This window comes from Corynebacterium sp. 32222D000AT (assembly GCF_053546955.1).
Map to the genome: position 1 here is coordinate 15,146 of NZ_JBPPVW010000006.1, position 14,208 is coordinate 29,353.

General features: G+C 67.0%; 15 protein-coding genes. 7 read left to right on the forward strand and 8 right to left on the reverse strand.

All coding sequences use genetic code 11. The annotated features are described in order from the left end of the window. Window positions 1-39: 39 nt before the first annotated feature. On the reverse strand, window positions 40-1,347 hold the full coding sequence (hisD, locus tag ACEE23_RS05075) for a histidinol dehydrogenase (RefSeq protein ID WP_448872354.1): 1,308 nt from the start codon (window positions 1,345-1,347) through the stop codon (window positions 40-42). Window positions 1,348-1,522: 175 nt separating this feature from the next. Here hisD and ACEE23_RS05080 point away from each other — a divergent pair, with 175 nt between their 5' ends. Next, complete coding sequence (locus ACEE23_RS05080) at window positions 1,523-2,518, forward strand: hypothetical protein (RefSeq protein WP_368519065.1); 996 nt, start codon at window positions 1,523-1,525, stop codon at window positions 2,516-2,518. Here the strand turns inward: ACEE23_RS05080 and ACEE23_RS05085 are convergent. Further along, window positions 2,515-2,997 carry a hypothetical protein gene (locus tag ACEE23_RS05085; protein WP_448872352.1) on the reverse strand — a complete coding sequence of 161 codons (483 nt, stop codon included), beginning with the start codon at window positions 2,995-2,997 and terminating at the stop codon, window positions 2,515-2,517. The genes ACEE23_RS05080 and ACEE23_RS05085 overlap by 4 nt on opposite strands. Window positions 2,998-3,095: 98 nt before the next feature. Next, complete coding sequence (locus ACEE23_RS05090) at window positions 3,096-3,806, reverse strand: hypothetical protein (RefSeq protein ID WP_368533848.1); 711 nt, start codon at window positions 3,804-3,806, stop codon at window positions 3,096-3,098. Between the two features lie 212 nt (window positions 3,807-4,018). On the opposite strand from ACEE23_RS05090, the gene ACEE23_RS05095 reads away from it, so the two are divergent. From ACEE23_RS05095 to ACEE23_RS05115, 5 genes are all read left to right on the forward strand, one after another. After that, complete coding sequence (locus tag ACEE23_RS05095) at window positions 4,019-4,576, forward strand: TetR family transcriptional regulator (RefSeq protein ID WP_368519062.1); 558 nt, start codon at window positions 4,019-4,021, stop codon at window positions 4,574-4,576. Between the two features lie 31 nt (window positions 4,577-4,607). Next, entirely contained in the window at window positions 4,608-6,779 is a 2,172-nt protein-coding gene (gene glgX / locus ACEE23_RS05100) for a glycogen debranching protein GlgX (protein WP_368519061.1), read from the forward strand. A 27-nt stretch (window positions 6,780-6,806) separates the two neighbouring features. After that, on the forward strand, window positions 6,807-8,117 hold the full coding sequence (locus ACEE23_RS05105) for an exonuclease domain-containing protein (RefSeq protein WP_368521674.1): 1,311 nt from the start codon (window positions 6,807-6,809) through the stop codon (window positions 8,115-8,117). Window positions 8,118-8,188: 71 nt separating this feature from the next. After that, on the forward strand, window positions 8,189-8,824 hold the full coding sequence (locus tag ACEE23_RS05110; protein WP_368519059.1) for a hypothetical protein: 636 nt from the start codon (window positions 8,189-8,191) through the stop codon (window positions 8,822-8,824). A 24-nt stretch (window positions 8,825-8,848) separates the two neighbouring features. After that, the gene (locus ACEE23_RS05115; RefSeq protein WP_368519058.1) at window positions 8,849-9,814 is read left to right on the forward strand and encodes a GTP pyrophosphokinase; all 966 of its coding nucleotides are present in this window, start codon (window positions 8,849-8,851) and stop codon (window positions 9,812-9,814) included. A gap of 1 nt (window position 9,815) precedes the next feature. Here the strand turns inward: ACEE23_RS05115 and ACEE23_RS05120 are convergent, their stop codons facing one another. Genes ACEE23_RS05120 through ilvA form a run of 4 tightly spaced genes read right to left on the reverse strand, consistent with a single transcriptional unit; the run spans window position 9,816 to window position 12,380 of the window. Then, on the reverse strand, window positions 9,816-10,202 hold the full coding sequence (locus ACEE23_RS05120; RefSeq protein ID WP_290222382.1) for an RNA-binding S4 domain-containing protein: 387 nt from the start codon (window positions 10,200-10,202) through the stop codon (window positions 9,816-9,818). 3 nt (window positions 10,203-10,205) lie between these two features. Next, window positions 10,206-10,445, reverse strand: coding sequence for a hypothetical protein (locus ACEE23_RS05125; protein WP_070769540.1), 240 nt, complete (start codon window positions 10,443-10,445; stop codon window positions 10,206-10,208). Window positions 10,446-10,461: 16 nt separating this feature from the next. After that, on the reverse strand, window positions 10,462-11,106 hold the full coding sequence (locus ACEE23_RS05130) for a YigZ family protein (protein WP_368519057.1): 645 nt from the start codon (window positions 11,104-11,106) through the stop codon (window positions 10,462-10,464). Beyond that, window positions 11,106-12,380, reverse strand: a complete 1,275-nt coding sequence (gene ilvA, locus ACEE23_RS05135; protein WP_368519056.1) for a threonine ammonia-lyase IlvA — start codon at window positions 12,378-12,380, stop codon at window positions 11,106-11,108. Before ilvA ends, ACEE23_RS05130 begins: the two co-directional genes overlap by 1 nt. Before the next feature lie 190 nt (window positions 12,381-12,570). Here ilvA and ACEE23_RS05140 point away from each other — a divergent pair, with 190 nt between their 5' ends. Continuing rightward, window positions 12,571-13,026, forward strand: coding sequence for a hypothetical protein (locus ACEE23_RS05140; protein WP_368519055.1), 456 nt, complete (start codon window positions 12,571-12,573; stop codon window positions 13,024-13,026). A 114-nt stretch (window positions 13,027-13,140) separates the two neighbouring features. On the opposite strand, the gene ACEE23_RS05145 is transcribed toward ACEE23_RS05140, so the two are convergent. Beyond that, a complete protein-coding gene (locus ACEE23_RS05145) occupies window positions 13,141-14,148 on the reverse strand; it encodes an HNH endonuclease signature motif containing protein (RefSeq protein ID WP_448872347.1) in 1,008 nt (335 codons plus the stop codon). Window positions 14,149-14,208: the final 60 nt, after the last annotated feature.

The window sequence follows — 14,208 nt, forward strand, 5'->3', positions numbered from 1 at the left end:
GCCTTTCTGACAGGGTCGGTGTGGGTGGCAGTTGGCGGTTTAGCGTTCGGTGCGGGCGCGGATGGCCTCCCCGTGGAAGGGCAGGCGCTCGGCGTCGGCGAAGGCGATGACGTGGCTGGCTACCTCGCTCAGGCCCGTCTCGTCGTAGTCGATGAGGTTGACCGGGCGCAGGAAGGTGTGCGTGGACAGCCCGGCGCTGTACCGCGCGGTGCCGGAGGTCGGCAGGACGTGGTTGGAGCCGGCCGCGTAGTCGCCCAGCGGCACCGGCGAGAACTCGCCGACGAAGATCGCGCCGGCGTGCCGGATGCGCTCCGCGACGGTGCGGGCGTTGCGGGTGTGGACCTCCAGGTGCTCGGCGGCATAAGCGTCGGCCACGCGGATGCCGGCGTTGATGTCGTCGACCAGGATGATCCCGGACTGCTTCCCGCGCAGAGCCTCGGCGGCGCGCTCGGCGTTGGCCGTGGCGGTGTAGCGCGCCTCGATCTCCTCGTCGACGCGCTGGGCCAGAAACTCCGAGTCGGTAATCAGCACGCTGGCGGCCATCGGATCGTGCTCGGCCTGGGAAATCAGGTCATAGGCCACGAAGACGGGATCCGCGCTGTCGTCGGCCAGCACGGCGATCTCCGTCGGGCCGGCCTCCGCGTCCACCCCGACAAACGAGGAGACCTGGCGCTTGGCCGCGGCCACGAAGATATTGCCCGGGCCGGTAATCATGTCGACCGGCTCCAGGCCCGCCGCGTCGTCGCCGTAGGCCATCAGCGCGACGGCCTGGGCGCCGCCGACGGCCCAGACCTCCTTCACGCCCAGCAGGGCGCAGGTGGCCAGCACCGTCGGGTGCGGCAGTCCGTCGTGATCAGCCTGCGGCGGGGAGGCCACCACCAGAGATTCCACCCCGGCGGCCTGCGCCGGAACCACGTTCATCACCACGGACGAGGGGTAGACCGCCTGCCCGCCCGGCACGTAGAGGCCCACGCGCTCGATGGGGGCGAAAACCTCCGTGACGGTGGCGCCCTCGCCCAGCTGGGTGGTGTGCGGCTGCGGAACCTGCTCAACATGGACCTTGCGCACGCGCGCGATGGCCTCCTCGATCGCGGCGCGAACGTGCGGCTCCAGGACCTCAACGGCGGCATCGATAGCCGCGGCCGGGACCTTTACCGCCGCCGGGCGGACGTGGTCGAAGCGCTCGCCGTAGTCCAGCGCGGCGGACTCGCCGCCCTCCTTCACCGCCTCGACGACGGGGGCGACGGTGCCGGCCACCGATTCGACGTTGACGCCGCCGCGGGGCAAAACCTTCCGCAGCGCCGACGTCGTCAGCTCGGTATTCCGCAAATCAATGGTATTGAGCAATCTTATGCCTCCTCAAAGGGCCAAAACGGTAGTAGAGACCATCTTAGGAGCAATTTCGCAGTGCCGGGCCTGTATCACCAGATAGACTTGGAGCACGACCGATTTTTCGCCCCCACCCGGCCGGCGCCGCTGCCCCGGGCGCCAAACAGACCGAATAGAAAGCAGGTGTTAGGCGTTGACCACCTCCCCCCGCCCCGGTTACCCGGACTCGTTGGCGCCGGTCGATCTGCCGCGGGTCTACTCCTGCGCCCAGGAGATTGGACTGCCGCTGCGCTGGGCTGACGGGCCCCAGCCCCAGCTGGTCTACCACCACAGCCCGCACTGCCGGCTGACCTTTTCCCTCAACCCGGATAACCCCGCCGTCATCAACTGCCGGCTGGAATTCGACGGCCCCATTGCCTTTTCCGCCATCGATGCCCTAGCCCAGGCGCTCAACGAGTGGAACCACGACTGCTTCACCCCCACCATGGTCTTCGAGCACAGCGGCCTGGAAAACCTCACCCTCTCCGGGCACGGGGCGATCGTCAGCCACCAGGGCCTGACCACCGCGCAGCTGGAGTCCTGCCTCATCCGGGCCCTCTCCAACGCCGGCGCCGCCTTCGACTTCTTCATCGATCATTTCCCCGAGGTCGACCAGGCCCCCGGCCGCAGCGCGCACGCCAGCTGGGCCGGCTGGGTTCCGGAGTCGGCCGAAGGCGACAGCGAGCGTCCGACGCCCGTGAGCTACCCGCGGCTGCGGGAGCGCCTGCGCCAGATGGGGGTGGTCAACCAGCACGGCCTCGAAGACGGCCCCGTCCTGGCCTGGATCAACGAGGTCCTGGTCAGCTTCGCCATCGACTCCGGCCCCTCCGTGGTCATCAACGGCCGCTGGGAGCCGCAGCTGCCGGCCGCGGAATTCTCCAAGCTGTTTTTGACCTGCAACGACTGGAACCGCACCACGGAGGCATCGTCGGCGTTTTGCCACCTGAATTCGGCCGACGCGGAGGACGCGGACCCAGATGCCGAGAGCACCGTCGACGTCCACATCGACTATTCCGTCGTCACGGCCGAGGGGCTCACGGACGCGCAGCTGACCCAGCACATCGGCATCGGGCTGCACAACATCCTCTACGGGCTCGACTCGATTGCCCGCGACGTCGTGGGCGTCTCCCCCGTCAAGTGGCCCAACTAGGCCGCGTGGTGGTCGCCGGCCGTAGCCGGGGCCGCGGCCGGGGCTTCCTGGGCCGGCTGGGCCTCCCAGGCGTCGTCGCCGCTGACAAACGCCGCCGACCAGTAGCCGAACATCGCCATAAAGGGCGCGGCCAACAGGGCTACCCCGAGCGGGAAGGGCGGGACGAACTCCGCGCCGTCGACCATCGCGGGCGGCTCGGTGGGCGCCAGGAGGCCGGAAAAGACTACGAAGGCCGCGGCCCCGGCCAGCGCGCACACGCCCACCCACAGCAAGGTGCCTAAACCGCGGAAACGCGCGCCCCGCGTGAAGGCCAGCACCCCGGTGACCGTGCCGGCAACCCCGGTAATCACGGTGTAGCTGAGCATCGCCACCGCCGGCGCCGAGCCCAAGTCCACGCCGAAGCCGCCTTCGGGCAGCTCCGCGAGGGCAACGCGCGGGCGCCATAGCCCCCACAAGATGCCCGCGACGCCGAAGACCACGACTACGCAAGCGAATAACCCCGCAGCGAAACCGACGCTGCGGGGTGGAGTAAACGAGCGGCTCAACATAGCCTTCAAGGCTACCCTGCCGGGCGTTACTAGTTACAGAAGGTCCAGTTGCCGCCCTCGTTGGCAAAGCGCATGGTGGTGGTGTCCGGCCCCTGCGGGGTGGCTACCTCCACGGTGGCGGAGGCGGTGTTGTCCTTGACCTGGATGTCGCGGATGTCCTGGACGAAGGTGTTCTTCCACTGGCCGTTGCTGGCCTCGTCCATGGAGACCTGCGGGATCTGACTGTAATCGGCGTTGCGCAGCTCCGGCTGCGCGTCCAGCACGCGCTGGCAGGTGTGATCCGGCATGTAGCGCATGAACGAGCGCATGTCCTGCTGGTCGTACAGGCCGCGGACCAGGCCGTTGATCTCGCCGGAGACGGCGCCGTCGGCCGCCTGGCCGCTCTCGACCGGGGCGATGTCGGCCTGGCCCTGCAGCGGGTCGCCGCCCTCGAACGGGTCGACCAGGGACTCGGCCGCCGCGGCCTGGTCGCCGCCGCCGTTGCCGCCGTCCTGGTTGGCAGCGGAGCGCTCCTTGCCCTGCGCGGACTTCTCGGCGTCCTTATCCTTGTCCTTGTCCTTATCCTTGGCCTCGGAGGACTTCTCGGCGTCCTTGTCCTTATCCTCGTCCTTGGCCTTGGAGCTCGGGGCCTCCTTGGTGGCGGTCTCGGTCGACGGAGCAGCCTCGGTGGAGTCTTCCTCGTCAGAACCGCAAGCCGTGAGGGTCAGTGGAACGACCAGCGCAAGCGCGGCAACGGACATCTTAGACGGGGTGAAAAGGGACAACGTTTCTCCTGACGATTTGAGGGACTACAGGCTTTCGGGGGGCGCTACCCTAACGCAGCGGCAGTACACCCTTAACGTCGAATATCATAACAACCTTTGTGTGGCAGGACAGTTACAGTTTGGTCATAGGAACCTGTGAACGCGGGGCTTCTGGCCCGCGCAGAGCCGGCCCGCTAGACTGGGTCACCGTGCAGTTATCCCGCGAGACCATCATCAAAGCCGCCCTTGACCTGCTAGATACCTACGGACTGGCAGACACCACCATGCGGCGCGTCGCGGGATCCTTGGGGGTAGCCCCAGGGGCGCTTTACTGGCATATTTCCAACAAACAGGGCCTGATTTCCGCGCTTTCCGATGCCATCCTGGCACCCCTGTCCGGTACCTCCCCCGCCGAACTCAGCCTGAGCCTGCGCGCTAGCCTGCTGGCCCACCGCGATGGCGCGGAGGTCGTCTCCGCGGCCCTGTCCCAGCCGCACTCGCTGGCCTGGGAGCAGCTCGTGGCGCGCTTCAAGGCCGCGCTGGGTAGCGCCGGCCACGGCGCTGACGATGCCACCCGCCAGCTCGGCGCCGAGTCGGTAGTCCACCTGGTCTTAGGCTCTACCACCCTGGAGCAGTCGCTGCTGCAATTCCAGGCGGCCACCGGTAGCGAGGACGCAGAGGACAGCGCAGATCTCCAGGCCGGGGCTGCCAAGCTCGCGCGGGCGGTGGACATCGTGCTGGCGGGCATCGATTCGCTCGACAGGTGAAAGCGCCCGGTTGGCATTAAGCTAAGCAGCCATGAGCGCAACTCACCGCCCCCAGATCACCCAAGTTTGGCCCGGCTCCCCCTCGCCGCTGGGCTCCACTTTCGACGGTTCCGGTACCAACTTCGCCCTCTTTTCCGAGGTAGCCGACAAGGTAGAGCTTTGCCTTATCGATGCCGCCGGCCAGGAAGAGCGCATCGAACTTACCGAGGTCAGCGCCCACGTCTGGCACTGCTACCTGCCGTATGTCTCGCCCGGCCAGCGCTACGGCTACCGCGTCCACGGCCCCTACGACCCCGAGGCCGGCCTGCGCTGCGATCCCTCCAAGCTGTTGGTGGACCCGTACGCCCGCGCCTTCACCGGGGAATTCGACCGGGACGCCGCGCTGTATTCCTACGACATCCACGCCGAGGATCCCGGCACCGGGCGCAACACCTCCGACTCGCTCGGCCACACCATGTACTCGGTGGTCATTAACCCCTTCTTCGACTGGCGCGGGGACCGCCGCCCGCACACGCCCGAAAACGAAACCGTCATCTACGAGACCCACGTCAAGGGCATGACCATGCAGCACCCCGGCGTCCCGGAGCACCTGCGCGGCACCTACGCTGGCATGGCGCACCCGGCGGTGACCGACTACCTGCGCAACCTCGGCGTGACCGCCGTGGAGCTCATGCCCGTCCACCAGTTCCTCCAGGACGACCGCCTGCGCGAGCTGGACCTGCGCAACTACTGGGGATACAACACCTTCGGCTTCTTCGCGCCCCACCAGGACTACGCCTTCGCCCGCAAGCCCGGCGAGGCCGTGGCCGAGTTCAAGACGATGGTGCGGGCCTTCCACGCCGCCGGCATCGAGGTCATTTTGGACGTGGTCTACAACCACACCGCCGAGGGCAACCATATGGGCCCGACCATTGCGTTTAGGGGCATCGATAACCAGGCCTACTACCGCCTGGACGATGACAACCCCGAGTACTACATGGACTACACCGGCACCGGGAACTCGCTGAGTGTGCGCCACCCGTCCTCGCTGCAGATGATCATGGACTCGCTGCGCTACTGGGTCACCGAGATGCGCGTCGACGGCTTCCGCTTCGACCTGGCGGCCACGCTCGCGCGCGAGCTCAACGACGTCGACAAGCTGGCCACCTTCTTCGACCTGGTCCAGCAGGATCCGGTGGTCAGCCAGGTCAAGCTCATTGCCGAGCCCTGGGACGTCGGCCATGACGGCTACCAGGTGGGCAACTTCCCGCCGATCTGGAGCGAGTGGAACGGCAAGTACCGCGACACCGTCCGCGACTTCTGGCGCGGCGAGCCGGCCACCCTCGGCGAATTCGCCTCCCGGCTGACCGGTTCTTCCGATCTCTATGGCAACAACGACCGTCGCCCGACCGCCTCCATCAACTTCATCACCGCCCACGACGGCTTCACCCTCGCCGACCTGGTCTCCTACAACGACAAGCACAACGAGGCCAACGGCGAGGACAACCAGGACGGCGAGTCCTTCAACCGCTCCTGGAACCACGGCGCCGAAGGCCCCACCGACGACCCGGACATCCAGCGCCTGCGCCGCCGCCAGCAGCGCAACTTCCTGACCACGCTGCTGCTGAGCCAGGGCACGCCGATGCTCAGCCACGGCGACGAATTCGGCCGCACCCAGTCCGGCAACAACAACGCCTACTGCCAGGACAATGAGATCGCCTGGATGGACTGGTCGCTGCTGGATCAAGAGAAAAACTCCGAGCTCTACGGCTTCACCAAGCGGCTCATCGGCATCCGCCACCGCCACCCGGTCTTCCGGCGCCGCCGCTTCCTGGCCGGCGGCCCGCTGGGCACCGACGCGCGCGACCGCGACATCGCCTGGCTCGTACCCTCGGGCAAGCTGATGACGCAGGACGACTGGGACCACGACTTCGGCAAATCCCTGATGGTCTATTTAAACGGCAACGCGATCAGCGAGCCCGATGCCCGCGGCCAGAAGATCGTCGACGACTCTTTCGTGATGATTTTCAACGCCCACCACGAGCAAATCGAGTTCACGCTGCCCACCCAGGATCTCGGCGCGAAGTGGAAACTGGTGGTCGACACCGCACACCCCGGCGGGTACCCCACCGAAGAAATCCTCATCCCGGCAGCGGGTACCATCGATGTGCAACCGCGCTCCACGCTGTTGCTCAAGCAGGTGGAGCCGCCCGTTCTCGATTAGTTCCTGCTTGGAAAGGCCCTGATTTTAGTGTCGGTTAAAGCCCACGGCGCCCTCGTCGATGTCACCGCTACCAGCGTGGAGATCCACCACTCCGTACTGTCGCTGAGCCTGGGGAAGCCGGCCACCACCTCGGTCCCGCTCGCCGACATCAACGGGGTGAGCGTGCGCGAGCCCACCGCCACCGCGCAGGGCTGGGTGGCGCTGGAGGGCACGGACGTGACCATCCCCGTCGACCCGCACCAGGACGCCGAGGCCATCCGCGCGCTGATCGCCGCCGCCCAAAGCGGCGAGCACGACCCGGGCGTGCCGGGGCTGGATTTCACCGCCGTCGACGTCGAAACCGCCAACTGGCACTGGGGGTCTATCTGCCAGTTGGGTGCGGTCCGCTTCCGCGACGGCCGCGAGACCGAGTCCCGAACCTGGCTGTGCCAGCCGCCGGCTACCTGGCCCGACTTCGACGACGTCAACATCTCCATCCACGGCATCACGGCCGCCGATGTCGCCGATGCCGCCCCCTTTGCCACCGTCGCCGCCGAGCTGGTGGATTTTGTGGGCGGCGACGTCTTCGTCGCGCACAACGCGCAGTTCGATTCCAGCGCCCTGCACGCCGCCCTGCAGGCCACCTCCAGCGAGGTCCCCGACTGGCAGCTGGCCTGCTCCCTGGCGCTGGCGCGCTACTGCTCCGCCCGCGGGGTGCTCGACGTGGCCAACCACAAGCTGCCCACCGTCGCCGCGGCGTGCGGGATGGAGTCCTTTAGCCACCACGACGCCTGCGCCGACGCCCGCGCCGCCGGGGTCATCGTCGCCGGCCTGGCGCAGAAGCTGGGGCTGACCGGCGGCATCGCCGGCCTCTTCGACGAGTGCGGCTTCCGCCTGGGGGCGCTGTCTGCCGAGCAGGTCATGCCGGTCCTCCAGGACAACGTGGCGCCGACCTCGGCGGCCGACCTAGGCGCCGGCACGGATTTCCGCTCGCAGACCCGCGAGTCCGGCGCGCGCCGCCCCGCCCCCTGGAAGACCGTCGCCACGCCGGAGACCATCCCCGAGCCCAACGACGACGCCGACCCGCAAGGCCCGCTTTATGGTCAGCACGTCACGCTGACCGGCGACTTCGAGCCCTTCGACAAGGGCCAGCTGTGGTCCGCCATCGCCGAGCGCGGCGGCGTGATCGGCAAGAACGTCACGAAAAAGACCACCCTGCTGGTCGTCGGCACGTGGGCGAAGAAGACATCCAAGGAAAAGCGTGCCGAGGAGCTGCGCGACAAGGGCCAGGAGATCACCTTCTGGAGCGCCAACGAGCTCCTCGATGCCGTGGGGTTGAGCGAGGAACCTCCGTTCTAGGGAACCGTTGCGGCCGCGGCGCAGTCTAACTACTCGTCAGGGATTCCCGCCGACCCGTCAGGAGAGTAGTCGTGACCACCGCCATCCACCCCGCCACGCACCCGGAGCTGAGCCTAGACGGTCTCCTGCCCCGCTTGGTCCGCCAGCGCTGGACCAGTAACACCGGCCTGTCCGACGATGGCTTCTGCGACTCCGTGGCCACCCTGCCGCTGTCACAGAACTGGTCGATGACGCTGCGGTGCCAAACCTCCGACGGCGGCATCAACGTCAGCCAGCGCGGCTTGGACGAGCTGGGAGTGTCCATCCAACACGCATGGGATTTCGCCGCCATCAACCTGGCGGAGGCCTCCCGCTCCGAGTACGGCACCCAGTTCTGGATGCGGCCGGCCAGCGCGGTCCTCGGCCCCGGCTGCCCCAACGGTGTGCAGGTGGCCACCTCGCGCTACCCGATTAGCTCCTGGCTGGCCCACCCGCGCGCCTTCCTGCTGCTCGACGAGCACCTGTGCAACATCCTGGCCGCCGAGCGCCTGGTCTACCTCGTGCCCGACCCGGTCACGGTGCTTGCGCTGGCCGGGGTAAGCCACCAGGAGGCCACGGCCTGGGCGCGGCGGGCGCAGGAAACGCGGCCGCGGCATCGGGTGCAATTGTCGTCGGTGCCGTTACTATTGGTGCAGGGGTTTCCGCAGGACTACTGCCTCGACTTTTAAGCATTTAGGGAAAGGAGCCGCCCCGTGGCCCGCTTGGGCAACCGCTACCACGACTGGAACCGGCAGCACCCGCACGCCGCCGCGGACTTCCATGCCGCCATCGAAGAATTGCTCAACGATGCCGGCGTCATCTTCGATCACGTCTCCGCCCGCGTGAAGAGCTGGTCCTCGTTCAAGGCGAAGGCGAAAAAGCGCAACGCCGACGGCGAGCCGGTCTACCCGCACCCGTGGGAGGATATCCACGATCTGGTCGGCGTGCGCGCGACGGTCTTCCACTCCACCGCCATCCCGCAGGCCATCGACGTGTTGAGCGAGTCCTTCGAGGTCCTGCGCTCGGTCGACAAGGCGGCGCAGACGCGGATTTCCGGCGGCTTCGGCTACGGCTCGCACCACCTGGTGCTGCGGGTGACCGACGCCATTGAGGAGCTGGCCGCCTACCGCGGCTTCACCTTCGAGGTGCAGGTGCGCACCGTCCTGCAGCACGCCTGGGCCGAGTTCGAGCACGACATCCGCTACAAGCAGGGCCCGAACCCGCCCTCGCCGCAGGTGGACCGCCTGTTCACGCTGGCCGCCGGGCTGATCGAGCTCGCCGATCAGCAATTCGACGAGATCGCCGCGCTCAAGAGCCCGCGCACCGAGACCACCGAAGACGTCGTGGTCACCGCAGAGACGTTGCCGGGGATTCTCACCATGCTGCTGGGCTCGCGCTTCCCGCGGTCACGCTCGGATCACTACCGCTGGCTGGCGGAACTGCTCGAGCTCAACGGGGTCACCACCGTGCGCCAGCTCCAGGAGCTGCTCAACGACGAAGACATCGCCTCCCTGCAGGAGGCCTTCCAGTACCGTTTCCGCCCCGGCCATATCCGGCTGGTCGACGATCTCCTGCTCAACCGCTTCGGGCAGGCGCACATCGATGCCACCGCGCGCACCGGCAACCGCGCCGATCGCGCCAAGCGCCTGCGCGGGCGCTTAAAGCAGCTGCGCGGCTAGGCTAGCGGAAGCCGCCGCGGAATTTTTCCATCTGGCGGCGCTCCCGCTTGGTGGGCCGCCCCGCGCCTTTCGCGCGAACGGGCACCGACGGCTGGAACTGTCGCGGCGGGGGCGGCGGCGCGTGGTCGGTGTAGCAGGTGCGCGCGACCGGCGCCCCGACACGCTTGCGCACGGTGGCTAGCACCTCCAGGTCGTATTCGTGGTGGTCCTTCCACACGCGGACGCGGTCGCCGGGGACGACTTGTTGCGCGGGCTTGACGGCCTCGCCGTTGATTTTGACGTGGCCGGCTTTGACGGCATCGGCGGCCGCGGAACGGGTTTTAAACATGCGCACCGCCCAGACCCACGCGTCGATGCGAACCGGCCTACCAGCAGGCTGGTTATCCATGAATTAGTAGTTGTTGTAGTTCTGGTTGATGATCTTGCGCACCTTGAGGAAGTTGGCGGCGCCACCGACGACAGCCACCACCAGGCCGAGCACTAACCAAAAGCCCGGGTTGCCGAACAGGATAGTCATCAGAACGCCGCCGCCGACCCCGGCGCCCACGGAGATGAGGCCGTTGCGGGAGTGCTTGCGGACTGCTTGCTTGCGCGCTTCAATCGGATTGTTGGGACGTCGCTGCATGGTCATGGCTAGCTATTCTACCTCACGTACCAGGTAATTCCACCCAGGCTCGCCCGCCGGCCCGCGGGGCCACGCGCCCTTGCGTCAGCGCCGCTAGCTCGGCTTCCAGGCCGTCCCGGCTGCCGGGCGCGCAGGCCAAGGTGTAGGTCACCGCGGCGCCGTACTGGGTGTCGCGGACGTCGTAGCCGCGGGCTCGCAGCTCCGCCTCGAGGCGGCCGGCCTCGGCGTGCTCCACCTCGATCGTGTACAGCTCCCGCTGCGCGCGGGTCACGCGGTCTACCTGCGCGACGGCCTCGCTGAGCGTGCCTCCGTAGGCGTGCACCAGCCCGCCGGCGCCCAGCTTGATGCCGCCGAAGTAGCGGACCACCACCGCGCACACGTCCAGCATGCCGCTGCCCTTGAGCACGTCGAGCATGGGTTTGCCGGCGGTGCCGGACGGCTCGCCGTCGTCGGAGGAACGCTCCACCGGCTGCGCGCCGTCCTGGTAGTAGACGTAGGCGCTGCAATGGTGGCGGGCGTCCGGGAAGCGCTCGCGCACACTCGCGATGAAACCGCGCGCCTCGTCCTCATTCTGCGCCCGCGTAACTAGCGCGATGAAGCGGGAGCGCTTGATTTCTACTTCGTGCTCGGTGACCTTCCCGGCCGCGGGCAGCGGGTAGCGCTCCATTAAGACACCAGGAATTCGTACTCGGGCGTGCCCGGCTCCAGGCGCTGGCACTTAATCCGCGACTCCTCCATCCGGGCCAGCAAGCCCGGCAGGCCGACGGCCTCCCCGAGCTGGAGGCCGACCAGCGCCGCACCGGTCTCGCGGTTGTTGCGCTTGAGGTACTCGAACAGGGTGATGTCGTCGTGCGGCCCCAGGATCTCTTCCAAGAACGCGCGCAGCTGCCCGGGCTCCTGCGGGAAGTTGACCAAGAAGTAGTGCTTGAGCCCGCGGTGGACCAGGGAGCGTTCCATGATTTCGGCGTAGCGCAGCACGTCGTTGTTGCCGCCCGAGATGATGCAGACGACGGTGGAGCCGGCGGGGGCATCGACAAGCTGGAGGCCGGCCACGGACAGGGCGCCGGCGGGCTCGGCGATGATGCCTTCGTTCTGGTACAGCTCCAGCAGCTCCGTGCACACCGCGCCCTCGGAGACCGTGTCACAGCTGACCCGCTCGCGGTTATGGCTGACGATGTCGAAGGGCAGCGAACCAATGCGCCCGACGGCCGCGCCATCGACGAAGGGATCAATCTCGTCGAGGGTGACCGGCTCGCCCGCCCGCAGCGCCGCGGTCAGCGATGCCGCCCCTTGCGGCTCAATGCCGTAGACCTGCGTGCGCGGGGACATGTCCGCCAAGTAGCTCACGATGCCGCCCAGCAGTCCGCCGCCGCCCACCGGGACGACGACCGCGTCGAGGCTACGGCCCTGGGCGGACAGCTGCGAGACGATCTCCGCGGCGACGGTGCCTTGGCCGGTGATCGTGTCGCGGGCATCGAAGGGCTCGATCATGGTCGCACCGCGGGCTTCGGCGTCGGCGCGGGCTGCGGCTGCCGCCTCGTCGAAGTTGGCGCCCACGACGACCAGCTCGACCGCGTCGCCACCGTGGACCTTGATGCGGTCGCGCTTCTGCTTCGGGGTGGGGCCGGGCACGAAGATCTTGCCCTTGATGCCCATCGTGCGGCAGGCATAGGCCACGCCCTGGGCGTGATTGCCCGCCGATGCCGCCACTACCCCGCCGGCGCGCTGCTCCTCCGACAGGTTGGAAATCGCAAAATAGGACCCGCGAATCTTATAGGAGCGCACGTCTTGCTGGTCTTCCCGCTTGAGGTAGACCTCGTAGCCCGTAATCTGGGACAGACGCGGGCAGTAGTACAAGGGGGTGGGAGCGATCTCGGACGAAATGCGGGACTGGGCCAGCTGGACGTCGGATGCTCGGATGGGGTCGAAGTTTTGCGTCATGTCGGTTTATTCTAGCGGGCCGGTTGGCGGCCGTGGCGCAATACCTATAGTTTGACAGACAATCCCCAGCGCCTGGGTGCCCTGGCCCACTATTGAGACCGCAGGGGTAGACATCTCCAAACAACCTGATAAATTCATCTGAGGATATTTGTCATCGTTGCTCTCGTCTTGTTTTTAAGGAGTTTCCACCATGCGCCGCACTCGCCTTAGCACCACCCTTGTCGCTGCCGCTGCTGTCACCTTCGGGCTCGTCTCCCCGGTCGCCATGGCCGAAGAGGCCACCGACACCTCGGCCCCCACCTCGACCGCTACCGAAACCCCCGCTGAGGGCGACGGCACCGGCGAGGGCGAGGACACCGGCAACGCCGGTGACTCCGGGAACCCTGAGGACCCCGAGGCCAACGGCGACTCCGATAGCGGCGACCAGACGGGCGGCGATTCGGACGGCAAGGACGAGGAGCCCGATACCATGTTCGGCTCCAGCGTCGAGACGACCGCAAAGTTCAAGGAAGTCATGTCGTGGGTCTCTGTGGTGGGTGCGCTGCTGGCTGGCATCGTTCAGGCCACCGTGATGCTCGCCCAGATCAACCCGGCTATTCTCAACCCGCTCAAGGATCTCCTGAAGCAGGCCGGCGTTAAGTTCTAAGGACTTAAGGCACGCCGAGTAGGCGCTACGGACGTGGTCCGTGGCGCCTTTTCGCGTCTTTTGGCTGGGTTTGTCCCTTGGGGTGCCCTCTCGCAGCCTGGTCTCGTGGCGGGTCTAGGGGCCGCCACCCCAGGGCGGGTCCCATGTCACCTTGCCGTGTCTTCGGTTGACCCTTCCGTGTCTGGGGTAGGCCGGCTCGTCATCATTCCAGGAATTGTGGAACTCGCACAACAGTGTCAGGTTCTCCTGGTTGGTTTCTCCGCCATCGGCCCAGGGGTGGATGTGGTGCACCTGGCACTCATCGGCCGGCTTACGGCAGTTCGGCCAGGCACAGGTGGTGGTCTCCGCCTTCGCCATGTCATTCTGCTTGGGTGAAGCATGCCGTTGGTAGCGGTACTGGTTGACCGGCCCGCGCCTAGGATCCACCAACGTGGCCAGGCCCGCATCCAGCAAGCATTGGCGGACGTACTCGGCCCCAGTCATGGTGGTCCCGTTGCTCAGCCGCAGGGTGATCTCGTCCCCATCACCGGACAGGATGCGCACCCAGTCGGGCAGGGAGATGACCACGTGCGTGGCCTTGGGCTGCTTCTCCAGTCCGCCGCTAAACAGTGCCTCGACATCCGGGATGGTCTTAATTGACGCCCAGAGGTATTCCACCAGCTCCGGGTCCCCGGTCACCGAAAACGTGCTGGGTCCGTCTTTGCGGCGGGTCACGCGCACACCTTCGGCCGGCGGTGCCGGGCGGTTAAGCTCCAGGACCTTCTTGTTGGCCAGGCGGCGGAGTTGTTTGGTGGTGCCAGGCGTGTTGCAGAGTTCTATGAGCATCGCCCAGGCGTGGTCCTTGTGGCGTACCCGGCGGAAGGCGTTATCCAACACCAGCAACGTGTCCAGGTGGTGTCCGGATTCCGCGGCGCCTTTCCTCGCGGCGGCCTGCTTCCTCGTATACGTAGTGTGCCCGAAGAAGGTTTGGCAGGCGCGATGGTGCGCGGCTGCGGCAACGTCCGACATGACAGCCTTCAGGGCAGGCAGGCTCAACTCGCGGCACAGGCCCAAATACTGGATCCCGTCCGCGAAGATTGAGTGCGCTGCTTTCAAAGTGTCCATGGCTGTCATTGCTGTCATGCCCCACACGCTAGAAGCACACGTCAACCCCGACAAGGCCCGAAAACCCAATCTGTGGAT

Bases quoted from the DNA above. Each gene is read 5' to 3' on its own strand.
- ACEE23_RS05090 (WP_368533848.1), bottom strand. From the start codon at position 3,806: ATGTCCGTTGCCGCGCTTGCGCTGGTCGTTCCACTGACCCTCACGGCT.
- glgX (WP_368519061.1), top strand. From the start codon at position 4,608: ATGAGCGCAACTCACCGCCCCCAGATCACCCAAGTTTGGCCCGGCTCC.
- ACEE23_RS05120 (WP_290222382.1), bottom strand. From the start codon at position 10,202: ATGGATAACCAGCCTGCTGGTAGGCCGGTTCGCATCGACGCGTGGGTC.
- ACEE23_RS05125 (WP_070769540.1), bottom strand. From the start codon at position 10,445: ATGACCATGCAGCGACGTCCCAACAATCCGATTGAAGCGCGCAAGCAA.
- ACEE23_RS05130 (WP_368519057.1), bottom strand. From the start codon at position 11,106: ATGGAGCGCTACCCGCTGCCCGCGGCCGGGAAGGTCACCGAGCACGAA.
- ilvA (WP_368519056.1), bottom strand. From the start codon at position 12,380: ATGACGCAAAACTTCGACCCCATCCGAGCATCCGACGTCCAGCTGGCC.
- ACEE23_RS05140 (WP_368519055.1), top strand. From the start codon at position 12,571: ATGCGCCGCACTCGCCTTAGCACCACCCTTGTCGCTGCCGCTGCTGTC.
- ACEE23_RS05145 (WP_448872347.1), bottom strand. From the start codon at position 14,148: ATGACAGCAATGACAGCCATGGACACTTTGAAAGCAGCGCACTCAATC.